Below are 25110 nucleotides of genomic sequence, written 5' to 3' on the forward strand. Positions count from 1 at the left end.
GCAGATTCAAAGGTTAAGAAGTGGAGGCCGGGCGTCCGAGCTGGAACGCTTCGGCGAGAAGTTCATAGGAGCGCAAACGGGCGCGGTAGCTGCCCGCAACGGTGAGCACGATCAGTTCGTCGGCCTCGAACTGTTCCTGCAAGGCATGCAGCCGCTCGGTGACGGATTCCGGCGTGCCGATGATGCTGCGCGGCTTCTCGCGATCGATCACCAGACGCTCGCGCTCGCCGTATTCCTGCGCGACGCCCTGTTCGATCGTCGGGATCGGTTCGTTCAGGCCATAGGCCATTTGCACGCGGCGCAGATCGACGGCTTTCTCCAGATCCGCCGCTTCCTGTTCGGTGTCAGCGCAAATCACGAACACGGCGGCCGCCAGATACGGTTGCTGCATGTCCTGTCCGGCCTTGAAGCGCTCACGATACGCATGCGCGACCTGGTGCCCGAAATGCGCGTTAATGAAGTGCGCAAACGCAAAAGGAATGCCGAGTTGCGCCGCCAGCAAGCCGCCGAATTCGCTCGACCCGAGCATCCACAGTTGCGGACGCGTATCGATTTGCGGCTGCAGCAGCACGCCGCTCGCAATGTGATCGGCGGGCAAGGTGCCGTGCATCAGACCGAGCAGATCGGCCACCTGCTGCGGAAAGATATCGCCGCGATTGTAGTCGCCGGCAGCGACTGCTTGCGCCGTGCGCATGTCGCCGCCCGGCGCGCGTCCCACGCCCAGATCGATGCGATTGGGGAACAGCGCTTCGAGCATCATGAATTGCTCGGCGACCTTGAACGGGCTGTAGTACGGCAGCATCACGCCGCCGGAGCCCAGTCGAATGTGTTGGGTCACGCTGCCGAGCCGCGCCAGCATCACCTCGGGGCAGGGGTTCGACACGCCGCGCAGCCCGTGATGCTCGGCGCACCAGTAACGCGTATAGCCGAGGTCGTCGGCGAGCTGCGCGAGTTCGACCGTGGCGGCAATCGCGTCCGCCACCGAGTGCCCGGCGATCACGGGCGTTTGATCGAGTACGGATAGTCGCGTCATGTCAGTACCGCTCCAGTTGATTCCATTCGCTAGTGCGACGCGTGGCGACTGCGCTGACGCGTCGCGCGCATGGCTCAGCGAATCAGACTTGTGTCGGGCAGACGCCTGGCGATCTCCGCGATCAGAGCGCCCGCGAGCGTCTGCTTGTCGGCGCGTGGCAGCTTGGTCGCGCCGCCTGCTTCGAACAGGATCACTTCGTTATCGTCGAGGCCGAAAGTCAGTGGGCCGAGATTGCCGATCAGAAGCGGCACATTTTTGCGCACGCGCTTTTCTTCGCCATGCACTTCCAGATCGCCGCTTTCCGCGGCGAAGCCGACCGCGAACGGCGGATGCGGCAGTTTCGCCACCGAGGCCAGAATGTCCGGATTTTCGACGAAGGTGAAGCTCGGCAGCGCGCGCTCGGCGGTCTTCTTGATCTTGTGCTCGCTGGCGTGATCGACGCGCCAGTCGGCCACTGCGGCCACGCCGATGAAAATGTCGGCGTCCGCGACCGAGCGCATCACCGCGTCATGCATTTGCTGCGCGGTTTGCACGTCCTGGCGGAATACGCCCCACGGCGTATCCAGCGCGACGGGGCCGGCGATCAGGTGGACTTCGGCGCCGGCCTGTTGCGCGGCGCGCGCCAGCGCGAATCCCATCTTGCCGCTGGAGCGATTGGTGATGCCGCGTACCGGATCGAGCGGCTCGAACGTCGGCCCGGCGGTCAGCAGCAAGCGCTTGCCGGCGAGGATTTTCGGCGAGAAGAACGAGGCGATGGCTTCGTAAGTGGCCGCGGCTTCGAGCATGCGGCCGTCGCCGACTTCGCCGCACGCTTGCGGACCCGAATCGGGTCCGAGCACTTCGATGCCGTCCGCGCGCAATTGCGCGACGTTGCGCTGCGTCGCCGGGTTCTGCCACATTTGCCGGTTCATGGCCGGCACGACCAGTAGCGGACAATCGCGGGCGACACACAGCGTCGACAGCAGGTCGTCGGCCATGCCGTGGGCGAGTTTGGCGAGGAAATCGGTGGAGGCGGGCGCGATCACGATCGCATCCGCTTCACGCGACAGGTCGATGTGCGCCATGTTGTTCGGCACGCGCCCGTCCCACTGGCTCGTGTAGACCGGACGGCCCGAGAGCGCCTGCATGGTGACGGGGGTGATGAATTGCGTGGCCGCTTCGGTCATGACGACCTGCACGGTCGCGCCGGCCTTGGTCAGCAGACGCGTGAGTTCGGCGATCTTGTAGCAGGCAATGCCGCCCGTCATGCCGAGGACGAGGTGTTTTCCTGCGAGTTCTGCGGTTGCCAACGAAAGCCTCCGACTAAGCGTGGTGGCGGGCAGCGAGGCGTTGCGTCCCCGCCGCCATGTCTTTCAAAGCGTACTGGTGCGCAAACGCCAGCGGTCGCGCTGTTAGCGCGAGCCGCGCACGCGCCGCAGTTCGTCGAGCACGAGCAGCACCGCGCCGATTGTGATCGCGCTGTCGGCGAGATTGAACGCCGGCCAGTGCCACGTGCGCACGTGGAAATCGAGGAAGTCGATCACGTGGCCATATGCGAGCCGGTCGATCACGTTGCCGAGCGCGCCACCGAGAATCAGCGCGAGCGCCGTGCAGAACATTTTCTGCCCGCCGTGGCGCTTGAGCAGGTAGCAGATCACCAACGCGGCCACGACGCCGAGCGCGGTGAACGCCCAGCGTTGCCAGCCGCCCGCCATCGCGAGAAAACTGAATGCCGCACCGCGGTTGTACACGAGGATCAGGTTGAAAAACGACGTGACCTCATGCGCGACACCGTAGGCGAACACTTTCTGGACCGCGATTTTCGTCAACTGATCGAACAGGATGACGATCAACGCGACGCCGAGCCAGGGCGCCAGCGAACCGTTTGCAACAGATGTTTTCGGCGCGGTTTTCGACATGGTTCTCGCCATTATGCCGCGCTCCTGATTTCACCGTTGCCGAACAGATTGCTGAAGCAGCGGCCGCACAGCGTGGGGTGTTCGGCATTCGCGCCGACGTCCGCGCGGTAATGCCAGCAGCGTTCGCACTTCAGATACTTCGAGGCGATGACTTCGACGCCTTCTTCCGCTTCGCTGTCGACCTTCGCGACGCTCGCCGCCGACGTGATCAGCACGAACTTCAGATCGTCGCCGAGGCTCGTGAGCGCGTCGTAGCGCGCGCCGCTCGCACGGATTTCGACTTCCGCCTGCAAGGACGAGCCGATCAGGTTCGCCACGCGCGCTTCTTCGAGCGCCTTGGTCACGTCGCTGCGCGCGGCGCGCAGGAGCGTCCATTTGTCGAGCAGGGCGCCGGCTTCGGGCACGGCCGGGAATGCGTGATACGTCTCAGTGAAGATCGTCTCGCTGTTAGGTTGGAAGATCTTCCACGCTTCTTCGGCGGTGAACGACAGGAACGGCGCCATCAGACGCAGCAGGCCGTGCGCGATGTGATACAGCGCGGTCTGCGCCGAACGGCGCGCGACGGAGTCCGCCGCGGTCGTGTACAGACGGTCTTTCAGCACGTCCAGATAGAAGCCGCCGAGGTCTTCCGAGCAGAACGTCTGCAGCTTGGCGACCACCGGGTGGAATTCGTACTTGTCGTAGTGCGAGAGGATGTCGTTTTGCAGATTCGCCGACAGCGCCACCGCATAGCGGTCGATCTCGAGCCAGTCTTCGACCGGACGCGCGTGCTGCGCGAAGTCGAAGTCCGACAGGTTCGCGAGCAGGAAGCGCAGCGTGTTGCGGATACGGCGATAGCCTTCCGTCACGCGCTTCAGGATTTCTTCCGAGATCGCCAGTTCGCCCGAATAGTCGGTCGACGCGATCCACAAGCGGATGATTTCCGCGCCGAGGCGGTTCGCCACTTCGTGCGGATCGATGCCGTTGCCGAGCGACTTGCTCATCTTGCGGCCTTCGCCGTCCACGGTGAAGCCGTGCGTGAGCAACGCGTTATACGGCGGACGGCCGTCGAGCATCGAAGCGGTCAGCAGCGACGAGTGGAACCAGCCGCGGTGCTGGTCCGAGCCTTCCAGATACAGGTCGGCCGGGAATTGCAGTTCGTCCTTGTGCGAGCCGCGCAGCACGTGCCAGTGCGTGGTGCCCGAATCGAACCACACGTCCAGCGTGTCGCGGTTCTTTTCGTACATGTTGGCGTCGTCGCCGATCAGCTCGCGCGGGTCGAGGGTTTGCCAGGCTTCGATGCCGGCCTTCTCGACGCGTTGCGCGACTTCCTCGAGCAATTCCAGCGTACGCGGATGCAGCTCGCCGGTTTCCTTGTGCACAAAGAACGCCATCGGCACGCCCCATTGGCGTTGGCGCGACAGCGTCCAGTCCGGGCGGTTGGCGATCATGCTGAACAGGCGCTGCTTGCCCCACGCCGGATAGAAGGCGGTGTTTTCGATGCCTTCGAGCGCGGTCTCGCGCAGCGTCTTGTCGGTGTCGTTCGGCTGCACGTCCATGCCGGCGAACCATTGCGACGTGGCGCGGTAGATGATCGGCGTCTTGTGGCGCCAGCAGTGCATGTAGCTGTGCGTGTACTTCTCGGTGCGCATCAGCGAGCCGGCGCCTTGCAGCGCTTCGACGATCTGCGGGTTGGCCGCCCAGATCGACAGGCCGCCGAACAGCGCGAGTGATTCGATATAACGGCCGTCGCCCATCACCGGATTGATGATGTCCGAGTCCGCCATGCCGTGCGCCTTGCACGACACGAAGTCTTCCACGCCGTACGCCGGCGACGAGTGCACGATACCCGTACCCGTTTCGGTCGTCACATAGTCGCCGAGATACACCGGCGCCGTGCGCTTGTAGCCCGGATGCGCGGACGCGAGCGGGTGGTTGAAGCGCAGGTTGACGAGCTTTGCGCCCGGCGTGGTGGCGACGATCGTGCCTTCCAGGCCGTACAGCTTCAGGCAGGCTTCAACACGCTCTTCGGCGAGGATCAGCAGGCCGCGCGGCGTGTCGACCAGCGCGTAGACGATTTCCGGATGCAGGTTCAGCGCCTGGTTGGCGGGGATGGTCCACGGCGTGGTGGTCCAGATTACGATGCCGCCTTCGTTGCGCGGCAGCGCATTCAAACCGAACGCTTGCGCGGTCTTTTCCGGTTCGGCGAAGCTGAACAGTACGTCGATGGTCGGATCGGTCTTGTCCTTGTATTCGACTTCCGCTTCGGCCAACGCCGAGCCGCAGTCGAAACACCAGTTCACCGGCTTCAAGCCGCGGAACACGTAGCCTTTTTCCATGATCTTCGCGAGCGCGCGGATTTCGCCGGCTTCGTTCGTGAAGTTCATGGTCTTGTACGGGTTGTCCCAGTCGCCGAGCACGCCCAGCCGGCGGAAGCCGACCTTCTGCTTCTCGATCTGCTCGGTTGCGTAGGCGCGCGCCTTCTGCATGACTTCGGCGGCCGGCAGCGACTTGCCGAACTGCTTTTCGATCTGGATTTCGATCGGCATGCCGTGGCAATCCCAGCCCGGCACGTAGACCGCGTCGAAGCCCGCCAGATTGCGCGCCTTGACGATCATGTCCTTCAGGATCTTGTTCACCGCGTGGCCGAGGTGGATGTCACCGTTCGCATACGGCGGGCCGTCGTGCAGAATGAACTTCTTGCGGCCCTTGGAGGCGGCGCGGATCTTCTCGTAGACCTTGCGTTCCTGCCATTCCTTGACCCATTGCGGCTCGCGCTTGGGCAGGTCGCCGCGCATCGGGAACGGCGTGTCGAGCAGGTTGACCGGGTAGCGTGACTGCGGTTTCGAATCGGCTTTCTTGTTGCTCATGATGAGGTCGCGGTGAATTCTTTCTATGCGCAGCAGGGCGCGGAATGCGCACGATGCGCGAGGGCGTTGGGCGCGCCCGGCAGGCATGTCGCGTGATCCACGGACGCCTTTCGATGCGCGCGGCGAGGGTCCACACACGCGGCGCCTGAGCGCCTGCACGGACCACGGCGGTTATCTAATTCGATCAGTGGCCGAGGTGGAGAAGCCGGTGGAGCTGCTGCCCGGCGTGTCCGCGCCGACGGCCGCGAACCACGCGCGCGCGTTGACGACGTCGCGCTTGATGGCGGCGGTTAGCGTTTCGAGGTCGATGTACTTCTCCTCGTCGCGCAGCTTCTTCAGGAATTCGACGCGCACGAGTTTGCCATACGCGTCGCCGTGCCAGTCGAGCAGGTGAACTTCGAGAAGCACGCGGCCGGAATCATCCACCGTGGGACGCAGGCCGAGGCTCGCGACGCCCGGCAGCGGTTCGTCCGCCACGCCGTGAACGCGCACCACGAAAATGCCCGCGAGCGCCGGACGCTTGTGGGCGATCGGCAGATTGAGCGTGGGAAAGCCGAGATCGCGGCCGAGCTTCATGCCGTGCACGACATGGCCGCTGATCAGATAGTCGCGGCCCAGCGCGGCGCGCGCCGAGTCGAGGTCACCCGCCACCAGCGCGGCGCGCACGCCCGAACTGGAAATGCGCGCGCCCGACGGATCGGCCACGGTAGCCATCTGCTCGACTTCGAAACCGTATTGCTGCCCCGCGGCCTTGAGCGACCCGAAGTCGCCCGCGCGCTTCGCGCCGTAGCGGAAGTCGTCGCCGATCATGACCCAGCGCGCGTGCAGCCCGTTGACGATGATCCGTTCGACGAACGTGTCCGGCGACTGGCTCGCGAACGTGTGGTTGAAGTGCTCGACCACCACCCGGTCGACGCCGTTGGTGCGCAGCGCCTCGAGCTTGTCGCGCAGCATGGCGATACGCGGCGGCGCGCCCGCCGGGTTGAAGAACTCGCGCGGGTGCGGCTCGAAGGTCATCACGCAGACGGGCAGGCCGCGTGCATCGGCGGCGGCGCGCACGTGGGCGAGCAACGCCTGATGGCCGCGGTGGACACCGTCGAAGTTGCCGATGGTCAGTGCGCAAGGCGCACGGCTTTCAGCATTGGGAAGACCGCGGAAGACTCTCACGATAGCGGGTTTGAGGTGGAGCGGGCGGAGTGCCGCAAAACAAACGATTATAAACGTTCAGCGCAGTGGACGGCGGCGCGTCGCGGTTTCGGTGTCCCCGAATGATAAAATCCGCGGATGAAAAAACTCGTCATCCTGATTTCCGGACGGGGAAGCAACATGGAAGCCATCGTTCGAGCCTGCTCGGACGAGGCCTGGCCGGCGCAAGTCGCCGCCGTGATTGCCAACCGTCCTGATGCCGCGGGGCTTGCGTTCGCGGCGTCGCACGGTATTGCCACGGCGGTGGTCGACCATCGCCAGTTTCCGGACCGAGACAGCTTCGACGCCGCGCTCGCCAAAGAAATCGATAGTTTCGCCCCCGACCTGGTGGTGCTCGCTGGATTCATGCGAGTGCTGACAGCCGGTTTCGTCGATCATTACGCCGGGCGCATGCTGAACGTGCATCCGTCGCTGCTGCCGAGCTTTCCGGGACTGAAAACCCATCAGCAGGCGCTCGACGCGGGCGTGCGGCTGCACGGCGCGTCCGTGCATTTTGTCACGTCGCAACTCGATCACGGGCCGATCGTCGCGCAGTCGGCGGTTCCCGTGGAAACAGGCGACACCCCAGCCATGCTCGCCGAACGCGTGCTGGCAACCGAACACATCATTTATCCACGCGCGGTGCGCTGGTTCGTCGAAGGGCGTCTTGCTCTGGATGGCCTGCGTGTCACGCTTACGCCGCCGGAGCCGCAATGGCTCTTTGCCGGTCACACCGCCGGAGAGGGCGCATGAGATTGCATGGTTTTTTGATTGGACAAACTGAGACTTTGTTGGCTGAAGTCCTAAGACTCAACGGCCCGGCCGACGCTACCACGAGCCGTTTCTTCCGCGCGCATCCGAAGCTCGGGCACGGCGAACGCGGCGTGATCGCCGAGGCCGTTTTCGCGGTGCTGCGTCGCCGGATGGAATTCGCCCATCTGGCCGAAGGCGGTGCCGGCAGCCCGGCGCGCCGCATGGCGCTGCTCGGTCTGATGCAGACGGCGGGGCGTAACGCGCTCAAGCCGTTCGTGTCGGAACAGGAGTTGAGCTGGCTCGAACACGTGTCGAAGATCGACCCGGAAAGCCTGCCGCTGCGGATTCGCCTGAATCTGCCCGACTGGATATACCAGGCGCTCAGCAAGCGCTTCGAGCCCGACGAACTGGCGCAACTGGCCGCCGCGCTGAACTACCCGGCGCCGCTGGATCTGCGCGCGAACCCGATCAAAGCGAGCCGCGACGACGTGTTGAACGCACTGTCGAAGGCCGGCATCGAGGGCGGCGCCACGCCGTTCGCGCCGTTCGGCGTGCGCGTGGTCGGCAAGCCGCCGCTTACCAAGCTCGACGCGTTCCAGCACGGCTGGCTCGAAGTGCAGGACGAAGGCAGCCAGCTGTTGTGCTCGCTGGTCGCGCCCAAACGCGGCGAAATGATCGTCGACTTCTGCGCGGGCGCGGGCGGCAAGACGTTGGCGCTGGGCGCGGCAATGCGTTCCACCGGCCGGCTCTATGCGTTCGACATCTCCGAGCGGCGCCTCGCCAAGCTCAAGCCGCGCCTTGCGCGCAGCGGTTTGTCGAACGTGAATCCGGTACTGATCGACAGTGAACACGACGCCAAGATCAAGCGGCTCGCGGGCAAGATCGACCGCGTGCTGGTCGACGCACCGTGCAGCGGCTTGGGCACGCTGCGCCGCAACCCGGACCTGAAGTGGCGCCAGTCGCCGGAATCGGTGGCCGAACTGGCGCCGAAGCAGGCGTCGATTCTGGCCAGCGCCGCGCGTCTGGTGAAGAAGGGCGGCCGCCTCGTCTACGCCACCTGCTCGATTCTGGAGGCCGAAAACGAAGCGGTGGTGCAGCAGTTCCTCGCCGACCATCCGGATTTCGCGCTGGTGCCCGCGCGCGACGTGCTGGCCGAGCAGCGCATCGATCTGGAAATGGGCGATTACCTTTCGCTGTGGCCGCACCGCCACGCAACCGACGGCTTCTTCGCCGCCGTGCTGGAACGCCAGAGCTAAGCGCAACAGGCTTTTGCCGGCGCGCGCGAGTTCGATTCCTGAACCCGGCCGTGCGCCGGCGATTTCGGCGACATCATGCAAAACCGTCTTTTTCCTCATATGTTCAGCGACCTCGCACGCGACTTCGGCCAGCCCGTGATGCTGTGGCAGGTCGGCGTGCTGGTCGCGACGCTCGCGATCGCGTGGCTGGTCGCGCGCGTGTTGCGCCGTGCGCTGGATCTGCGCCGCCAGACGCGTTACCAGACGCTGCGCTTCGGCGCGGAAAGCCTGAACCGCGCGTTCTTCCCGTTGATCGGCGCGGCCCTCGTGTGGCTTGCGCGGTCGATCACCGGCCAGTTCATGCATACCGCGCTGCTCGATCTGGCGCTGGTGCCGCTCTTCGGCATCGGCTTGATTTACATCGTGTTTTTCTTCGCGCGACGGGTGTTCAGCCACGACGGCGAGACGCACCCGGTGCTGTTCCTCGTCGAGAGGATCGTCTCGACGGTGGTCTGGATCGGCATGGTGCTCACGGTGATGGGCATCCAGGACGACGTGATCACGTGGATGGCCGGGGTCCATTTCAGCGTCGCCAACGCGCATCTGACGCTGCTCTCGCTCATCTCGGGCCTGCTGTGGGTGTGCGTGACGATGATCGTCGCGATGTGGCTCGGCTCCACCTTCGAAGACCGCCTGATGCGCTCGAAGACGCTCGATGCCAACCTGAAGGTGGTCGTGGCGCGGGTCGGCCGGGCGGCGTTCGTGCTGGCGGCGGTGCTGATCAGCCTGTCGCTGGTCGGCATCGATATCACGGTGCTGGGCGTGTTCGGCGGCGCGCTGGGCGTCGGTCTCGGCTTCGGCCTGCAGAAGATCGCCAGCAATTACGTGTCGGGCTTCATCATCCTGATCGACCGCTCGCTGCGCATTGGCGACACGATCAACGTGGGCGGCCTGCAGGGCATGGTCACGCAGATTCGCACGCGCTACACCGTGGTGCGCGGGCTGGACGGCATCGAAACGCTGATTCCGAACGAAAAACTGATCACGGACGTGGTGCAAAACCAGTCGTCGTACCTGACGCGCGGCCATGCAAAGGCGGCCGTGCAGGTCGCGTACACGTCCGACGTCGAGCAGGCCATGGCGCTGCTTGCGCAGGCCGCTCAGGGCGTACCGCGCGTGCTGCAGGAGCCGGCGCCGACAGCTTATCTGGCGGGTTTCGGCTCAGACGGCATCAACCTCGAACTAGGTTTCTGGATCGAGGACGCGGCCACCGGAACCTCGGGCGTGCGCTCGGCCGTCAACCGCAATATCTGGCGTCTGTTCTCCGAGCACGACGTTTCAATTCCCCTCGCGCAACGCGAAGTGCGAATCGTCGGCAACATGGGCGACGCCATGCCGCAGCCGGTAACAATGACCGCTCCGGCAGTCAATCCGTCCGACAGCGCGCGCTGACGGGCACTTTGAGCGCGCCAGTGGGTCTTAGAAAGACCTTCGGCGCGTTCCTTTTGTTGATGCCGCACAAAAAATCCCTATTTGTTACAAACACTTGGAACGGTTCAAGTAGAATGTCGTCCAATCCCGCTGTATGCTTTCACTTTCTTGACACGCGCATTTTGCGTGTGTCTGGTGTCTCTCGTTCCACAGGTAAATTGCCTTGTTGAATTCTTTGCTCGATTTCCTTGCCCACGGTCTGTTGCACTTCTCGTGGTGGCAACTTGTGCTGTACACGGCGATCGCGACGCACATCACGATCATCGGCGTGACGGTCTATCTGCATCGCTGCCAGGCGCACCGCGCGCTGGAGCTGCATCCGATCGTCAGTCATTTTTTCCGCTTCTGGCTGTGGATGACCACGGGCATGTTGACCGGCCAGTGGGCCGCGATTCACCGTAAGCACCACGCCAAGTGCGAGACCGAAGAAGATCCGCACAGCCCGCAAACGCGCGGCATCTGGAAGGTGCTGCTCGAAGGCGCGGAACTCTATCGCGTCGAAGCGAAAAACGAAGAAACGATGCGCAAGTTCAGTCACGGCACGCCGAACGACTGGATGGAGCGCAACGTCTACACCAAGTACCCGATCCTCGGCGTGAGCCTGATGATGGTGTTGAACGTCGCGCTGTTCGGCGTCGTCGGTCTGACGATCTGGGCTGTGCAGATGGTGTGGATCCCTTTCTGGGCCGCCGGCGTGGTCAACGGCCTCGCGCACTTCTGGGGCTACCGCAACTTCAATTCGTCGGATGCCAGCACCAACATCTTCCCGTGGGGCATCATCATCGGCGGCGAAGAGCTGCACAACAATCACCACACGTATGCGACGTCGGCCAAGCTGTCGAACAAGTGGTACGAGTTCGACATCGGCTGGATGTACATCCGCATCATGTCGGCATTCCGTCTGGCCAAGGTGAAGAAGGTGGCGCCCACGCCGCGTCTGACCACTGGCAAGATGGTGCTCGATCAGGACACGCTGCAAGCCGTGCTGGCCAACCGCTACGAAGTGATGGCGCGTTACGGCAAGGCGCTCAAGCGCGCGTATCGTCAGGAACTGGCGCATTTGAAGGAAGTCGGCGCGCGCGAGAAGTATCAGGTCATGCGCGGCGCGCGTAGCTGGTTCCACAAGGAAGAAGCGGGTCTCGACGAGCCGCAGAAACGCCAGCTGCCGCAAATCTTCGCGAACAGCCAGAAGCTCAAGACCTATATCGACATGCGCAATGAGCTCGCCGCCATGTGGGAGCGCTCCAATGCATCGCGCGACCAGTTGCTGATCCAGTTGCAGGACTGGTGTCATCGCGCTGAGCAGAGCGGTATTAAAGCGCTGCAAGAGTTTGCGATGCGACTGCGTCGTTATGCCTGATAGCGAAATCCATTAAAATCTCAGTACGTCACAAAACCCCGCGTTGGCGGGGTTTTGCTTTTTGGGCCGCGGAAACTTCAATGACACGCGATTGACAGTCCGCGGCGGCAGAGCGAAGGCAGAGGAGATCATGGATCAGCAGGCGATCAGGGCCGTGGAATACGACCGGCCGCAGGCGCAGGGCACAACCTGCGGGATCGGGCAGGCGTGGGCGAAGGTGCCCGACGTGCCGTCGGCGGAGGAGAAGGTGGCGCTGAAGGCACGTATCCGCGCATTGCTCGAGCGCGAGAAAGCAGTGCTCGTCGCGCACTATTATGTCGATGCGGAATTGCAGGAGCTGGCCGACGAGACCGGCGGCTGCGTGGCCGACTCGCTGGAGATGGCGCGCTTCGGGCGCGATCACGCGGCGCAGACGCTGGTTGTCGCGGGTGTGCGCTTCATGGGCGAGACCGCGAAAATCCTAAGTCCGGACAAGCGCATTCTGATGCCGGATCTCGACGCAACCTGTTCACTCGATCTCGGCTGCCCGGTCGATGAATTCTCGGCTTTCTGCGACGCGCATCCGGATCGCACGGTGGTCGTTTATGCGAACACGAGCGCGGCGGTGAAGGCGCGCGCGGACTGGATGGTGACGTCGTCGATAGGCCTTGAGATCGTTGCCGATCTGCATGCGCGCGGCGAAAAGATCATCTGGGCGCCGGACCGGCACCTCGGCAACTATATCCAGAACAAGACCGGCGCGGACATGCTGCTGTGGCAGGGTTCATGTCTGGTGCACGACGAGTTCAAAGGTATCGAACTCGATCTGCTGCGCGCCGAATATCCGGGCGCGAAAGTGTTGGTGCATCCGGAGTCGCCGGCTAACGTGGTTGCGCAAGCGGACGTGGTGGGCTCGACCACGCAATTGATCGACGCGGCGCAAAAACTCGACGCGACTCATTTCATCGTGGCGACCGATCTCGGCATTTTGCACAAGATGCAACTCGCCGCACCCGGCAAGACCTTGATTGCCGCGCCGACGGCCGGCAACAGCGCGACTTGCAAGAGTTGCGCGCATTGTCCGTGGATGGCGATGAACGGCCTCGCGAATCTTGCCGACGTGCTCGAGCGCGGCCACAACGAAATTTTCGTCGATCGCGCGATCGGCGAGCGGGCGCGTCTGCCGATCGACCGGATGCTGGACTTCGCGGCGCGCCACAAGAAGCGGGTGCAAGCGAGTGGCGATCTCGCGCGCGACGCGCAACTGTATTCGAATGTGGGGGCGGCTTGATGGGCGCGGTAGAAAGCAACAAGCTCGAAGCGGTGTCGCCGCTGTTCGCTGAAATTCACGCACAATACGGCGAGGCATTCGACGCCGCGCGGGCGCGTAATGTGGCCGATGCATTGGCCGAAGACATCGGCCCGGGCGACCAGACAGGCCGCCTCGTTCCCGCGGACGACGTTCGCGAGGCACGCATCATCGTGCGCGAAGATGCCGTGCTGTGCGGCGTGCCGTGGTTTGAAGCAGTGATGCGCCAGGTCGATCCGCGTATCGAAGTCCAGTGGCGCTATCGCGAAGGCGAGTTGATGACGGCCGACACAACGGTGTGCGAAATGCGCGGACCCGCTCGGGCGTTGTTGACCGCGGAACGCAACGCGCTGAACTTCCTGCAATTGCTGTCGGGCGTGGCGAGTGCGACGCGCCGTTATGTCGATGCAGTCGCACATACGCGCACGCGCATTCTCGACACTCGCAAGACCTTGCCGGGCCTGCGGCTCGCGCAGAAGTACGCGGTGCGCGTCGGCGGTGGGGCGAATCAACGGCTCGCGCTGTACGACGGCATCCTCATCAAGGAAAACCACATTGCCGCGGCCGGCGGCGTGGGCGCGGCCATGGACGCGGCATTGGCGCTGAATGCTGGGGTCTCGATCCAGATCGAAGTCGAGACGCTTGAACAGTTGGAGACCGCGCTGGCGCACCGCGCGCAATCCATTCTGCTGGACAATTTTTCATTCGATGCCATGCGCGAAGCGGTGCGCGTCACAGCGGGGCGCGCGGTGCTGGAGGTATCGGGCGGCGTGAACTTCGATACGGTGCGTACGATCGCGGAAACCGGTGTCGATCGCGTGTCGATCGGTGCGCTGACCAAGGACGTGCGCGCAACGGACTACTCGATGCGGATCGTCTGACGCCCAAGTCCGCAATCACTTGCATTCAATCGGAGAAAAGGCCATCGCCGGATCATTTCGGCGATGGCCTTTTCGTTTCAGGTGGTCTCGATCACACGTTGCGATTGCGCACATGCTCCGGTGAGAGCACCGTCGGCAGCGCCTTGGGTAAGGTGGCCGGCCAGTCACGGCTAAAGTGCAGGCCGCGGCTTTCACGCCGTGAACGCGCGCCTTCGACGATCAACGATGCCACGTCCACCAGATTGCGCAATTCGAGCAGGTCGCGGCTCACCTTGAAGTTCGCGTAGTACTCGTGGATTTCGTCGCGCAGCAGGGCGAGCCGGTGCTTCGCTCGCGCGAGCCGTTTGTCGGTCCGTACGATACCGACGTAATTCCACATCAGCCGGCGCAGTTCGTCCCAGTTGTGGGCAACCACGACCTCCTCATCCGGATCGGACACGCGGCTTTCGTCCCAATCGGGCAGCGGTGCGTGGACGGCAGCGCTAAATCCTTCTTCCTCGATAGCCTGCGCGGCGGAGCGTCCGATCACGAGGCACTCGAGCAGGGAATTGCTAGCAAGCCGGTTCGCGCCGTGCAGACCCGTGCATGACGTCTCGCCCACCGCATAGAGGCCGGCCAGATCCGTGCGGCCCGCCAGATCGGTTACGACGCCGCCACACGTGTAGTGCGCGGCCGGCACAACCGGAATCGCTTGCTTGGTGATGTCGATGCCGAATTCCTGGCAGCGTGCCAGAATCGTCGGGAAGTGTTCACGCAGGAATTCAGGCGGCTGATGGCTGATGTCGAGATACACACAATCGATGCCACGCTTCTTGATTTCGAAGTCGATCGCACGCGCGACGATGTCGCGCGGCGCGAGTTCGGCGCGTTCGTCGTGATTCGGCATGAAGCGGGTGCCGTCCGGCAGTTTGAGAATGCCACCTTCGCCGCGCACCGCTTCCGAAATCAGAAAGGACTTCGCGTACGGATGGAACAGGCAGGTTGGATGGAACTGGATGAACTCCATATTCGACACGCGGCAGCCGGCCCGCCACGCCATCGCGATGCCGTCGCCCGTCGCAGTGTCGGGATTCGTGGTGTAGAGGTAGACCTTGCCCGCGCCCCCAGTGGCGAGCACGGTGTGGGGCGCCTCGATCGTGACGGTGCGCCCGCTTTGCAGATCGAGCGCGTAAAGGCCGTGACAACGACGTCCTGGCAAGCCGAGGCGGTCGGACGTGATCAGATCGATGGCGTAGTGATCTTCGAGCAGCGTGATGTTCGGGTGACGGCGCACCCGCTCGCTGAGCGTGGCCACTACGGCATGGCCCGTTGCATCGGCAGCGTGAATGATCCGGCGATGGCTATGGCCGCCTTCGCGCGTCAGATGGAAACCGAGCTCGGCGGCGTCGTCCTTGGTGAACGGCACGCCTTGCTCGATCAACCATTCGATCGCCGCACGCCCGTGTTCGACGATAAAGCGCGTTGCCGCTTCGTCGCACAGCCCGCCGCCGGCGATCAGCGTATCGCGCACGTGATTTTCGATGCTGTCCGCCGAATCCAGAACCGCGGCGATGCCGCCTTGCGCCCAGTCGCTCGCGCCTTCGGTCATCGATCGCTTGGCGACCACTGCCACCCGCCGGGTCTCCGCCAGATTGAGCGCGACGCTCAAACCAGCCAGACCGCTACCGACAATCGCCACATCGAATTCCATTGCCTACATCTCCGTCTTTTCGTTTTGCGGTGACGGCGTGCCATTTGCTCGCCGCTAAAACGAGAAAGGATACGCGCCGCGACGGATGAGGGAAAGCTGGCCGAACGACATAAGACTGTTCGCGTCGGCGAATAAACAGAAGTGGAAACTCAAAAGCAGAAACATGCGAACGCTGAAAACAAAAAAGCCTCGCACGAATGCGAGGCTTTTTTGCATGTCTTTTGCCTTCGTCAGGCAGGAGCCAAGATTTATTTAATCTTGGTTTCCTTGTACTCAACGTGCTTACGGACGACCGGATCAAACTTCTTGATCAGCATCTTTTCCGGCATGTTGCGTTTGTTCTTGGTCGTCGTGTAGAAGTGACCCGTGCCTGCGGTCGATTCCAACTTGATCTTGTCGCGTGCGCCTTTCGCCATGATTTACTCCTTAGGCTTCACCGCGTGCGCGCAGATCTGCGAGCACAGCGTCGATACCGTTCTTGTCGATCAGGCGCAGGCCGGCGTTCGAAACGCGCAGACGCACCCAACGGTTTTCGCTTTCCACCCAAATGCGGCGGTTTTGCAGGTTCGGCAGGAACCGGCGCTTGGTTTTGTTGTTCGCGTGGGAAACGTTGTTGCCGCTCATCGGCGCTTTCCCAGTTACTTGGCATACGCGTGCCATGAGAGCACTCCTAATACGCTAATTCTGAGTTCGAACGCCGTGAAAGTTTCCCGAAAAGAGCCGCGCTGAAATTCAGGCACGTTTCCTTTCCGGAACGCCTTGGTGGCTTCGGAACAGGGGGTTGGAAATAGGCAAACCGGAATTATAGCGGAAAAAAAGCCGCAAAATCAAACCTTATTTGCGATGCCGGACACGACGCAACGTCTGCGCGACCCTGGTTCATGCCGTCTCACGGCCAGCCGGCGCGGGCGAAGGAGTAGACGCTGTCCGTGCCGATCACCAGGTGATCGACCAGTTGCACGTCGATCAGTGTGAGGGCGTCGCGCAGCGTGTGCGTCAGACGGCAGTCGCTCGCGCTCGGCTGGACGGCGCCGGAAGGATGATTATGCGCGACGATCAGGCTGGCCGCATTCAGGCTCAGCGCGCGCCGCACGATCTCGCGCGGATACACGGCCATCCGCGTGAGCGTGCCCTGCGCGCTTTCTTCGCAGCGGATCAGCCGATGCCGGGCGTCGAGGAAAAGCGACACGAAAACTTCCTGCGGACGGCCGCCGATCCGCAGGCGCAGGTAGTTTTCCACGGCTTCGGGTGAATTCATCAGCGAGCGCGAGCGCATTTTTTCGACCAGCGAGCGCCGCGCCATTTCCATGATGGCCAGCAGCTGCGCCTTTTTCGCCGGGCCGATGCCGCGCAGGCCGTCGAAATCCGTGTAGGTCGCGTCGAGCATCGCGCGCAGCGAGCCGAAACGGTCGAGCAACGCGCGCGCGACACTGAAGACGTCGTGGCCGGGCAGGCCGGAGCCGAGTATCAGCACGATCATCTCGGTATCCGAAAGCACGCCGGGCCCCTGTTCGAGCAGCCGCTCGCGCGGCATGTCGTTTTTTAGCCATTTACCCCGCAGGAGCGGCGGGGACGCGGGCTCGCCGCAAGCCGCTACGTTGGGCGCCGACGGCTCGGGGGCGGCCGTTTCAGGGGTTGCCTCGTCAAATAGGGTGGCGTGATCTGCCATATATAGAGTGTCCTCCGCTTCGGGTTGGGGGCGCCACGGACGCAAGCCGCCGCCCGCTATGTGGCTTACAATAGACGCTTTGCGCACGGCACCCCGACGGTTTGCCACACGCGTCGACTGCGCCAGCGGCGCACGCGTGCAGCGCGCTTCGACTGAGCGAGCATTGCATGAGCATCATCGACATTTCCGAAGTGAAACCCGGTTCACACGTGACGCTTCACTACCGGCTTTCCCTTGCCGATGGCGCCGAAGTCATCAATACGTTTAACGACAAACCCGCCACGCTGCTACTCGGCGCCGGCCAACTGGCGCCGCCGCTGGAAGATATTTTGCTAGGTTTGAAGGTGGGCCACCATTCGACCTTTCAGCTAGCGCCAGGGCAGGCGTTCGGTCCCCGCAATCCGGAATTGATCCAGCGCGTGTCGTTGGCCACGCTGCGGGAAAACAGCATGATCGGCGAGGATTTTTCGCCGGGCGACCTGGTCGAATTCAACGCGCCAGGTGGCGGCCGCTACGCCGGCGTCCTGAAAGAAGTCGGCGAAACGTCGGCCCTGTTCGATTTCAACCACCCGCTTGCCGGCCAGGCGCTGGCGTTTGAAGTGAAAATCATCGGGATTCTGTAAACATGAGCATCACGGATACGACTCTTGCTGAAACCGAGATCCTGCTGGCGCAGCCGCGCGGGTTCTGCGCCGGCGTCGACCGGGCGATCGAGATCGTCGAGCGGGCTATCAAGCTGCACGGCTCGCCGATCTACGTGCGTCACGAAATCGTCCATAACGCCTACGTTGTCGAGGATCTGCGCAAGAAGGGCGCGATCTTCATCGAGCGGCTGGAAGAAGTGCCGCCCGGCAATACGGTGATTTTCAGCGCGCACGGTGTGTCCAAGGCCGTGCGTTCGGAAGCCGAGTCGCGCGGGCTGCGCGTGTACGACGCCACCTGTCCGCTCGTCACCAAGGTGCATATCGAAGTCGCGAAGATGCGCCAGGACGGCTTCGACATCGTCATGATCGGCCACAAAGGCCATCCTGAAGTCGAAGGCACGATGGGCCAGGCGGGTGAGGGCATGCATCTGGTGGAGGACATCGAAGACGTGCAGGCCTTGCAACTGGCCGACCCCGAGCGGATCGCCTTCGTCACGCAAACCACACTGTCGGTCGACGACGCCGCCGAGATCATCGGCGCCCTGAAGGCCAAATACCCGTCCATCCGCGAGCCGAAGAAGCAGGACATCTGCTACGCGACGCAAAACCGCCAGGACGCGGTGAAGTTCATGGCGCCGCAGTGCGACGTCGTGATCGTGGTCGGCAGCCCGAATAGTTCGAACTCCAACCGGCTGCGCGAGTTGGCCGAAAAGCTCGGTGTGCCCGCCTATATGGTGGACTCGCCCGACCAGATCGATCCGGTCTGGGTCGAGGGCAAACGCCGCATCGGCGTGACGGCCGGCGCCTCGGCGCCGGAGGTGCTGGCGCAGGCGGTGATCGCCCGGCTGCGTGAGCTTGGCGTGCGCAACGTGCGCGCGCTGGACGGCATCGAGGAAAACATCGCGTTTCCGTTGCCGCGCGGGCTGGGTTTGCCGGCCTGACGATCCGCCGACTGCTGAAAGAAAAGCGCGCCCGAGGGCGCGCTTTTTTTATCTCCAAGTTTGCACAAGCTCGCACCAAATAAAGTGCCAGATCATAGAAAAGTGCTGAATTTGGTGTCCTCTCGCACAAATTTCTTTGAAATGTGATCCGGTTTTTTATAGATTTATAAGCGATGCGTCCCCGTTTTATAAGACCTAAACGGGCTGCGCGGTTTTTTGACGCACTAAGATAGTGCGTGCGTCTCGATATTGCTGGAAACGTAATACTTAACGCCAAGCGCGGTGCAATCGGGCGTCGGGGGAATTCGCCGCAACACTTGATGCCATTGGGTGCAGCGCTGGTGCAACTGATGCACGAAAAATAATCGCAACCGGGTTGCGCCTATTAGCGGATTTCGCTCTCAAAATAAGGTTGCAATGCAGGAAAACCCTGCCGGTTCAACAATATTGCCCGTCGCAAAATTGGAGTTACAATGCGCGCGTTCTCAAGGCCTTAGGGCCCCGAACAATAGTTTTTGGAAGGCGCAGGAGACCTACTTAATGCGAGTCAAATTTGCTTACGCCGTGTCCATCGCGGCCGCGGTTGCGATGTTGACCGCGTGCGGCAAGAAACAGGATGGCGAGGCGGGAGCGGGGGCGTCGGCGGCTACGGCCGCGGCGGCACCGGCGAGCGAAGCGACTATCGTCAAGATCGGTCATGCGGCCCCATTGACGGGCCCCATTGCTCACCTCGGTAAAGACAATGAAAACGGCGCGCGTTTGGCGGTTGATGAAATCAACACACAGGGTTTGACCATCGACGGCCACAAGATCCAGTTGGAGCTCGACGCACAAGACGACGCCGCGGACCCGAAAACGGGAACGGCGGTCGCTGAAAAATTCGTCGACGATCACGTCGTCGCCGTGGTCGGCCACTTGAATTCGGGCGTCTCGATTCCTGCGTCGAAGATCTATAGCGATGCCGGCATCGTGCAAATCTCGCCGTCGTCGACGAACCCGGGTTACACGCAACAAGGTTTCAAGACGACTTATCGTGTGGTCGCGACCGATGCCCAGCAAGGGCCGGCGCTTGCCAACTACGCAACGAAGGTGCTTAACGCGAAACGCATCGCGATCGTCGACGACTCGAGCGTCTACGGCAAGGGATTGGCCGACGAGTTTGCGAAAGCAGCCCAGGCGAGCGGGGCAAAGATCGTCTCGCGTGAATCCACGAATGACAGGGCTACGGAGTTTCAGGCCGTCCTTAAAAAGATCAAGCGTGTTCAGCCGGACGTGATCATGTTCGGCGGCATGGACGCGACGGGCGGGCCGTTCACCAAACAGGCGGCGGCGCTCGGTATCAGGGCAAAAATCCTTGGCGGCGACGGTGTGTGTACCGACAAGGTGGGTGAGCTGGCGGGAACCGCCGTGCAAAACCTGGTCTGTTCGGAGGCAGGACTTGCGCTTTCGAAAATGGACAAGGGAGCGGACTTCGAGAAGAAGTACGTGGACCGCTTCCACACACCGGTGCAGATTTACGCACCGTTCACGTATGACGCTGTGTACGTGATTGTCGATGCAATGAAGCGCGCTAATTCGATCGAGGCGCCCAAGGTGCTGGCTGCGATGCCGTCGACTGATTACAACGGGGTAATCGGTCACATCGCGTTCGACGACAAGGGTGATTTGAAAGAGGGCGCCATTACGCTTTACGACTTCAAGGACGGCAAAAAAGCAGTTCTCGACGTCGTGAAGATGTGATGACGGGACGTTCAGCCTGACGGCACCGAAACCACCCAACGGTGCCGTTTTTGCATCCGCCCAAGGCAAGCCCGCGACTGTCATCCAGTCGCCAAGGCGAACCGGCAGCGGATAACCCTTACCGGTCTTTTACATCAGTACCCGCAGTGCCGTTGAGATTGGCGTACCGCATCACCGCCCACCGGCTGATGAAGAACGCGAATCCAGTCGCACGGGCTAAGGAGCATTAAATGGATATTTTCATCCAGCAGGTCCTCAACGGGCTGGTGCTTGGCAGCGTTTACGCCATCATCGCACTGGGCTATACGATGGTTTACGGCATCTTGGGCATCATCAACTTCGCTCACGGCGATGTGTTGATGGTGGGCGCGATGGTTGCGCTCTCGGCCATAGGCGTGCTTCAGAACCACTTCCCCGGCCTCGGCAATGTGCCGACGCTCATCATCGCGCTGATCATCGCGGCCATTGTGTGCGCGGCAGTCGGCTACACGATCGAGCGCGTGGCCTACCGGCCGTTGCGTAAAGCGCCGCGTCTCGCACCGCTGATCACCGCGATCGGCGTGTCGATCCTGCTGCAGACACTGGCCATGATGATCTGGTCGCGCAACCCGCTGCCGTTCCCGCAGCTGTTGCCCACCGACCCGCTCAACGTGATCAAGGCCACCGACACGACGCCTGGCGCCGTGATCTCGATGACTGAAATCGTGATCATCGTGGTGGCGTTCCTCGTGATGGGCGGCCTGCTGCTGCTGGTGCACAAGACCAAGCTCGGTCGCGCCATGCGGGCGATCGCCGAGAACCCGGGCAATGCCTCGCTGATGGGCGTGAACCCGAACTTCGTGATCTCGGCCACCTTCATGATCGGCTCGGCGCTCGCCGCTCTGGCCGGTGTGATGATCGCGTCGGAATACGGCAACGCACACTTCTATATGGGCTTCATCCCCGGCCTGAAGGCCTTTACCGCGGCGGTGCTGGGCGGTATCGGCAATCTCGGCGGCGCGATGGTGGGTGGCGTGATTCTCGGCCTGATCGAACAGTTGGGCGCCGGCTATATCGGCAACCTCACCGGCGGTGTGTTCGGTAGTAACTATCAGGACGTGTTCGCCTTCATCGTGCTGATCATCGTGCTGGTGTTCCGTCCGTCGGGCCTGCTTGGCGAACGTGTTGCGGATCGCGCCTGATCCCGGGAGAAAACAGACATGACCTCAATTCAACCGATCGAGCCGTCCACGACGCTCATCCCTGAAAAGAACCTGACGAAGACGCTGACCGTCGGCATCATCACCGCGATCTTCGTGATCGCGGCGCCGATGATCATCGGCACGGCCGGCGGCAACTACTGGGTCCGCGTGCTCGACTTCGCGATGCTGTACGTGATGCTCGCGCTCGGCCTCAATGTGGTGGTCGGCTTCGCCGGCCTGCTGGATTTGGGCTACATCGCGTTCTACGCGGTCGGCGCCTACACGGCCGCGCTGCTGAGCTCGCCGCACCTGGTGTCGCAATTCGAGTGGATCGCGCATCTCGCGCCGAATGGCCTGCACGTGCCGTTTCTCATCATCGTGCCCTGCGCGATGGCTGTCGCCGCGTTCTTCGGCGTGATTCTCGGCGCGCCGACGCTGCGTCTGCGCGGCGACTACCTCGCCATCGTGACGTTGGGCTTCGGGGAAATCGTGCGGATCTTCCTGAACAACCTCGACCGCCCGGTGAATATCACCAACGGCCCGAAGGGGATCACGGGGATCGACCCGGTGCACGTGGGCGACTTCAGCCTCGCGCAAACGCACTCGCTGTTCGGCTTCCAGTTCCCGTCGGTGTACTCGTACTACTACCTGTTCGTGCTGGCCGCGCTGCTGGTGATCTGGGTGTGTACGCGTTTGCAGCACTCGCGTATCGGCCGTGCCTGGGCCGCGATCCGTGAAGACGAAATCGCCGCCAAGGCGATGGGCATCAACACCCGTAACGTGAAGCTGCTGGCGTTCGCGATGGGTGCGTCGTTCGGCGGCCTGTCGGGCGCGATGTTCGGCTCGTTCCAGGGCTTCGTGTCGCCGGAATCGTTCACGCTGCCGGAGTCGATCGTCGTGCTGGCGTGCGTGGTGCTGGGCGGCATGGGCCACATTCCGGGCGTGATTCTCGGCGCGGTGCTGCTCGCGGTGCTGCCGGAATTCCTGCGCTCGACGATGGGTCCGCTGCAGAACATGATCTTCGGCCATGAAATCGTCGATACGGAAGTGATCCGTCAGCTGGTCTACGCACTCGCGATGGTGCTGATCATGCTGTACCGCTCGGAAGGCTTGTGGCCGTCGCCCAAGCACGAAGACAAGATCGCGAAACTGTCGAAGCGTAGCGGCAAGAAGCCGATACGGGCTTAACGGACCGGAGAGAAAAACATGAGCGACAACATTCGACTGTCCGTGAAAGGCGTCAACAAGCGCTTCGGCGGTTTGCAGGCATTGTCCGACGTCGGACTGGAGATCAAGGAAGGCACGATCTACGGTCTGATCGGCCCGAACGGCGCCGGCAAGACGACGTTCTTCAACGTGATCACGGGGTTGTACACGCCGGATTCGGGCGACTTCAAGCTCGACGGCGTGAACTATACGCCGACCGCGGTGTATCAGGTGGCGAAGGCCGGCATCGCGCGCACGTTCCAGAACATCCGTCTGTTCGGCGGCATGACCGCGCTAGAAAACGTGATGGTTGGACGTCACGTGCGCACGAAACACGGCCTGATCGGCGCGGTGTTCCAGACGCCGGCCGAGCGCAAGGAAGAGCGCGAGATCAAGGAACGCGCGATTGAACTGCTGGAGTACGTCGGCATTGCGCAGTACGCGGACTACACGTCGCGCAACCTGTCGTACGGCCACCAGCGCCGGCTGGAGATTGCCCGCGCACTGGCGACCGATCCGAAGCTGCTCGCGCTGGACGAACCGGCCGCCGGCATGAACGCGACGGAGAAGGTCGAGCTGACCAAGCTGCTCGACAAGATCCGCGCGGACGGCAAGACGATCCTGCTGATCGAACACGACGTGAAACTCGTGATGGGTCTGTGCAACCAGATGACGGTGCTCGACTACGGCAAGGTGATCGCGCAGGGTCTGCCGCACGACGTGCAGAAGGATCCGAAGGTGATCGAAGCTTATCTGGGTGCGGGGGTCCACTAATGGCAACGGCAATGTTGAAAATCAAGGGCCTGCAGGTCAATTACGGCGGCATCCAGGCAGTCAAGGGGATCGACCTCGAGGTCGCCCAGGGCGAGCTGGTCACGCTGATCGGTGCGAACGGCGCGGGCAAGACCACGACGATGAAGGCGATCACGGGTCTGAAACCGTACACGATCGGCGACATCGAGTACATGGGCGAGTCGATCAAGGGCGTGCCGCCGCATCTGCTGCTCAAGCGGGGTCTCGCGATGGTGCCGGAAGGCCGCGGTATTTTCGCGCGCATGTCGATCGTCGAGAACATGCAGATGGGTGCTTATCTGCGTACGGACACGGACGGCATCAAGGCGGACGTCGATCGCATGTTCGGCTTCTTCCCGCGTCTGAAGGAACGCGCGGCGCAATACGCGGGCACGCTTTCGGGCGGCGAGCAGCAGATGCTGGCGATGGCGCGCGCGATCATCTCGCGTCCCAAGCTGTTGCTGCTGGATGAGCCGTCGATGGGCCTGTCGCCGATCATGGTCGAGAAGATCTTCGAAGTGGTGCGGGCGATCTCGGCGGAAGGCATGACGGTGCTGCTGGTCGAGCAGAACGCGCGTCTGGCGTTGCAGGCGGCGAATCGCGGCTACGTGATGGACTCGGGTCTGGTGACGATGTCGGGGGACGCGAAGCAGATGCTGGATGATCCGAAGGTGCGGGCGGCTTATCTGGGTGAATAAGCCCCGTTAGTTTGCTCTGCCTATGAAAAAAGGCCGCATGCGTGAACTACGCATGCGGCCTTTCTCTATTCTGCGGGGCTTTATACTTTATACGGCAGGCACCGCGTCCGCGAATTCACCCAGGCGCTTGCCGAGACTGACCACCGCATCGGCGCGATAACCGAGCGCCTCGTAAAACGCGCGCACATCGGCCTTCGCGGACAACACCTGCAGATTCAGCTTCGGGCAGCCACGCTCCGTCAGCGCGTTTTCGACATGCGCGACGAGGCGCGTGCCGATCCCATGACGACGCAGCGACTCATCCACCGCGAGCGAATACAGCCAGCCGCGGTGACCATCGTAGCCGCCCATCACCGTGCCGACAATTCGCTCGCCGAACACCGCGACAAAGAACAGTTCCGGTTGCGTCGCCAGCTTGTTGGCGATCGACAGATGCGGATTGCGCTGCGGCCTCGTGGCGTCCCGATACTCCGGGAAGGCCTCCTGCCACAGTGCGACCACGGCATCGGTGTCGCTCGCTTCGAAGCGGCGGATCGATAACGATGCGCTCGATGTCATACGCGCGGTCCCGTTCGG

The 25110-nt window shown here is 62.7% G+C and carries 23 protein-coding genes; 13 read left to right on the forward strand and 10 right to left on the reverse strand.

Features of this window, described 5'->3' with window-relative positions:
* Positions 1-13: 13 nt before the first annotated feature.
* The 5 genes from P0D73_RS26520 to P0D73_RS26540 all read right to left on the reverse strand — a co-directional run bounded on the left by P0D73_RS26520 (position 14) and on the right by P0D73_RS26540 (position 6947).
* Complete coding sequence (locus tag P0D73_RS26520; RefSeq protein ID WP_408316364.1) at positions 14-1033, reverse strand: LLM class flavin-dependent oxidoreductase; 1020 nt, start codon at positions 1031-1033, stop codon at positions 14-16.
* Between the two features lie 74 nt (positions 1034-1107).
* Complete coding sequence (gene coaBC / locus P0D73_RS26525) at positions 1108-2322, reverse strand: bifunctional phosphopantothenoylcysteine decarboxylase/phosphopantothenate--cysteine ligase CoaBC (RefSeq protein ID WP_408433420.1); 1215 nt, start codon at positions 2320-2322, stop codon at positions 1108-1110.
* A 102-nt stretch (positions 2323-2424) separates the two neighbouring features.
* Positions 2425-2943 (reverse strand): signal peptidase II, encoded by a 519-nt coding sequence (gene lspA, locus P0D73_RS26530; protein ID WP_408433423.1) that lies wholly within the window; start codon positions 2941-2943, stop codon positions 2425-2427.
* Positions 2943-5780, reverse strand: coding sequence for an isoleucine--tRNA ligase (ileS, locus tag P0D73_RS26535; protein ID WP_408433426.1), 2838 nt, complete (start codon positions 5778-5780; stop codon positions 2943-2945). Before ileS ends, lspA begins: the two co-directional genes overlap by 1 nt.
* Before the next feature lie 171 nt (positions 5781-5951).
* Positions 5952-6947, reverse strand: a complete 996-nt coding sequence (locus P0D73_RS26540; protein WP_408433429.1) for a bifunctional riboflavin kinase/FAD synthetase — start codon at positions 6945-6947, stop codon at positions 5952-5954.
* Between the two features lie 117 nt (positions 6948-7064).
* Here P0D73_RS26540 and purN point away from each other — a divergent pair, with 117 nt between their 5' ends.
* From purN to nadC, 6 genes are all read left to right on the forward strand, one after another.
* On the forward strand, positions 7065-7718 hold the full coding sequence (gene purN / locus P0D73_RS26545) for a phosphoribosylglycinamide formyltransferase (protein ID WP_132373387.1): 654 nt from the start codon (positions 7065-7067) through the stop codon (positions 7716-7718).
* Positions 7715-8974, forward strand: a complete 1260-nt coding sequence (locus P0D73_RS26550) for an RsmB/NOP family class I SAM-dependent RNA methyltransferase (protein ID WP_408286813.1) — start codon at positions 7715-7717, stop codon at positions 8972-8974. The genes purN and P0D73_RS26550 overlap by 4 nt, the downstream gene beginning before the upstream one ends.
* 75 nt (positions 8975-9049) lie before the next feature.
* The gene (locus P0D73_RS26555) at positions 9050-10405 is read left to right on the forward strand and encodes a mechanosensitive ion channel family protein (RefSeq protein WP_408316354.1); all 1356 of its coding nucleotides are present in this window, start codon (positions 9050-9052) and stop codon (positions 10403-10405) included.
* A gap of 202 nt (positions 10406-10607) precedes the next feature.
* Positions 10608-11804 (forward strand): DesA family fatty acid desaturase, encoded by a 1197-nt coding sequence (locus P0D73_RS26560; protein ID WP_132373390.1) that lies wholly within the window; start codon positions 10608-10610, stop codon positions 11802-11804.
* A gap of 130 nt (positions 11805-11934) precedes the next feature.
* A complete protein-coding gene (nadA, locus tag P0D73_RS26565; protein ID WP_408433432.1) occupies positions 11935-13074 on the forward strand; it encodes a quinolinate synthase NadA in 1140 nt (379 codons plus the stop codon).
* Positions 13074-13973 carry a carboxylating nicotinate-nucleotide diphosphorylase gene (nadC, locus tag P0D73_RS26570; protein ID WP_408433434.1) on the forward strand — a complete coding sequence of 300 codons (900 nt, stop codon included), beginning with the start codon at positions 13074-13076 and terminating at the stop codon, positions 13971-13973. The genes nadA and nadC overlap by 1 nt, the downstream gene beginning before the upstream one ends.
* Before the next feature lie 91 nt (positions 13974-14064).
* On the opposite strand, the gene nadB is transcribed toward nadC, so the two are convergent.
* The 4 genes from nadB to radC all read right to left on the reverse strand — a co-directional run bounded on the left by nadB (position 14065) and on the right by radC (position 17332).
* A complete protein-coding gene (gene nadB / locus P0D73_RS26575; protein WP_408179791.1) occupies positions 14065-15663 on the reverse strand; it encodes an L-aspartate oxidase in 1599 nt (532 codons plus the stop codon).
* A 248-nt stretch (positions 15664-15911) separates the two neighbouring features.
* On the reverse strand, positions 15912-16079 hold the full coding sequence (rpmG, locus tag P0D73_RS26580) for a 50S ribosomal protein L33 (RefSeq protein ID WP_007180630.1): 168 nt from the start codon (positions 16077-16079) through the stop codon (positions 15912-15914).
* Positions 16080-16089: 10 nt separating this feature from the next.
* The gene (gene rpmB / locus P0D73_RS26585; protein WP_007180631.1) at positions 16090-16323 is read right to left on the reverse strand and encodes a 50S ribosomal protein L28; all 234 of its coding nucleotides are present in this window, start codon (positions 16321-16323) and stop codon (positions 16090-16092) included.
* A 229-nt stretch (positions 16324-16552) separates the two neighbouring features.
* Positions 16553-17332, reverse strand: coding sequence for a RadC family protein (gene radC / locus P0D73_RS26590; RefSeq protein WP_408286819.1), 780 nt, complete (start codon positions 17330-17332; stop codon positions 16553-16555).
* Positions 17333-17499: 167 nt separating this feature from the next.
* Here radC and P0D73_RS26595 point away from each other — a divergent pair, with 167 nt between their 5' ends.
* The 7 genes from P0D73_RS26595 to P0D73_RS26625 all read left to right on the forward strand — a co-directional run bounded on the left by P0D73_RS26595 (position 17500) and on the right by P0D73_RS26625 (position 24534).
* Positions 17500-17955, forward strand: a complete 456-nt coding sequence (locus P0D73_RS26595) for an FKBP-type peptidyl-prolyl cis-trans isomerase (protein WP_075302429.1) — start codon at positions 17500-17502, stop codon at positions 17953-17955.
* A 2-nt stretch (positions 17956-17957) separates the two neighbouring features.
* On the forward strand, positions 17958-18917 hold the full coding sequence (gene ispH, locus P0D73_RS26600) for a 4-hydroxy-3-methylbut-2-enyl diphosphate reductase (protein ID WP_132373394.1): 960 nt from the start codon (positions 17958-17960) through the stop codon (positions 18915-18917).
* A gap of 540 nt (positions 18918-19457) precedes the next feature.
* Positions 19458-20657 (forward strand): branched-chain amino acid ABC transporter substrate-binding protein, encoded by a 1200-nt coding sequence (locus P0D73_RS26605; RefSeq protein ID WP_408179841.1) that lies wholly within the window; start codon positions 19458-19460, stop codon positions 20655-20657.
* Between the two features lie 230 nt (positions 20658-20887).
* On the forward strand, positions 20888-21838 hold the full coding sequence (locus P0D73_RS26610) for a branched-chain amino acid ABC transporter permease (protein WP_012434109.1): 951 nt from the start codon (positions 20888-20890) through the stop codon (positions 21836-21838).
* A gap of 18 nt (positions 21839-21856) precedes the next feature.
* Positions 21857-23026: a branched-chain amino acid ABC transporter permease gene (locus tag P0D73_RS26615; RefSeq protein ID WP_408179788.1), complete on the forward strand. Its 1170-nt coding sequence runs from the start codon at positions 21857-21859 to the stop codon at positions 23024-23026.
* 18 nt (positions 23027-23044) lie between these two features.
* Positions 23045-23818 (forward strand): ABC transporter ATP-binding protein, encoded by a 774-nt coding sequence (locus P0D73_RS26620; RefSeq protein ID WP_132373397.1) that lies wholly within the window; start codon positions 23045-23047, stop codon positions 23816-23818.
* On the forward strand, positions 23818-24534 hold the full coding sequence (locus tag P0D73_RS26625) for an ABC transporter ATP-binding protein (RefSeq protein ID WP_116139411.1): 717 nt from the start codon (positions 23818-23820) through the stop codon (positions 24532-24534). Before P0D73_RS26620 ends, P0D73_RS26625 begins: the two co-directional genes overlap by 1 nt.
* Positions 24535-24621: 87 nt before the next feature.
* Here P0D73_RS26625 and P0D73_RS26630 read toward each other — a convergent pair whose 3' ends face one another.
* Positions 24622-25092, reverse strand: coding sequence for a GNAT family acetyltransferase (locus P0D73_RS26630; protein ID WP_408433437.1), 471 nt, complete (start codon positions 25090-25092; stop codon positions 24622-24624).
* Positions 25093-25110: the final 18 nt, after the last annotated feature.

Source organism: Paraburkholderia sp. RL18-101-BIB-B (genome assembly GCF_046026985.1).
Classification (GTDB): domain Bacteria; phylum Pseudomonadota; class Gammaproteobacteria; order Burkholderiales; family Burkholderiaceae; genus Paraburkholderia.

Excerpts from the sequence above, each read along its gene's own strand:
- purN (WP_132373387.1), top strand. The coding sequence starts at position 7,065 with ATGAAAAAACTCGTCATCCTGATTTCCGGACGGGGAAGCAACATGGAA.
- nadC (WP_408433434.1), top strand. The coding sequence starts at position 13,074 with ATGGGCGCGGTAGAAAGCAACAAGCTCGAAGCGGTGTCGCCGCTGTTC.
- P0D73_RS26610 (WP_012434109.1), top strand. The coding sequence starts at position 20,888 with ATGGATATTTTCATCCAGCAGGTCCTCAACGGGCTGGTGCTTGGCAGC.
- rpmB (WP_007180631.1), bottom strand. The coding sequence starts at position 16,323 with ATGGCACGCGTATGCCAAGTAACTGGGAAAGCGCCGATGAGCGGCAAC.
- P0D73_RS26595 (WP_075302429.1), top strand. The coding sequence starts at position 17,500 with ATGAGCATCATCGACATTTCCGAAGTGAAACCCGGTTCACACGTGACG.
- rpmG (WP_007180630.1), bottom strand. The coding sequence starts at position 16,079 with ATGGCGAAAGGCGCACGCGACAAGATCAAGTTGGAATCGACCGCAGGC.
- ispH (WP_132373394.1), top strand. The coding sequence starts at position 17,958 with ATGAGCATCACGGATACGACTCTTGCTGAAACCGAGATCCTGCTGGCG.
- nadB (WP_408179791.1), bottom strand. The coding sequence starts at position 15,663 with ATGGAATTCGATGTGGCGATTGTCGGTAGCGGTCTGGCTGGTTTGAGC.
- P0D73_RS26605 (WP_408179841.1), top strand. The coding sequence starts at position 19,458 with ATGCGAGTCAAATTTGCTTACGCCGTGTCCATCGCGGCCGCGGTTGCG.
- P0D73_RS26520 (WP_408316364.1), bottom strand. The coding sequence starts at position 1,033 with ATGACGCGACTATCCGTACTCGATCAAACGCCCGTGATCGCCGGGCAC.
- P0D73_RS26550 (WP_408286813.1), top strand. The coding sequence starts at position 7,715 with ATGAGATTGCATGGTTTTTTGATTGGACAAACTGAGACTTTGTTGGCT.
- P0D73_RS26620 (WP_132373397.1), top strand. The coding sequence starts at position 23,045 with ATGAGCGACAACATTCGACTGTCCGTGAAAGGCGTCAACAAGCGCTTC.
- lspA (WP_408433423.1), bottom strand. The coding sequence starts at position 2,943 with ATGGCGAGAACCATGTCGAAAACCGCGCCGAAAACATCTGTTGCAAAC.
- P0D73_RS26630 (WP_408433437.1), bottom strand. The coding sequence starts at position 25,092 with ATGACATCGAGCGCATCGTTATCGATCCGCCGCTTCGAAGCGAGCGAC.
- P0D73_RS26555 (WP_408316354.1), top strand. The coding sequence starts at position 9,050 with ATGCAAAACCGTCTTTTTCCTCATATGTTCAGCGACCTCGCACGCGAC.
- P0D73_RS26625 (WP_116139411.1), top strand. The coding sequence starts at position 23,818 with ATGGCAACGGCAATGTTGAAAATCAAGGGCCTGCAGGTCAATTACGGC.
- radC (WP_408286819.1), bottom strand. The coding sequence starts at position 17,332 with ATGGCAGATCACGCCACCCTATTTGACGAGGCAACCCCTGAAACGGCC.
- ileS (WP_408433426.1), bottom strand. The coding sequence starts at position 5,780 with ATGAGCAACAAGAAAGCCGATTCGAAACCGCAGTCACGCTACCCGGTC.
- nadA (WP_408433432.1), top strand. The coding sequence starts at position 11,935 with ATGGATCAGCAGGCGATCAGGGCCGTGGAATACGACCGGCCGCAGGCG.
- P0D73_RS26615 (WP_408179788.1), top strand. The coding sequence starts at position 21,857 with ATGACCTCAATTCAACCGATCGAGCCGTCCACGACGCTCATCCCTGAA.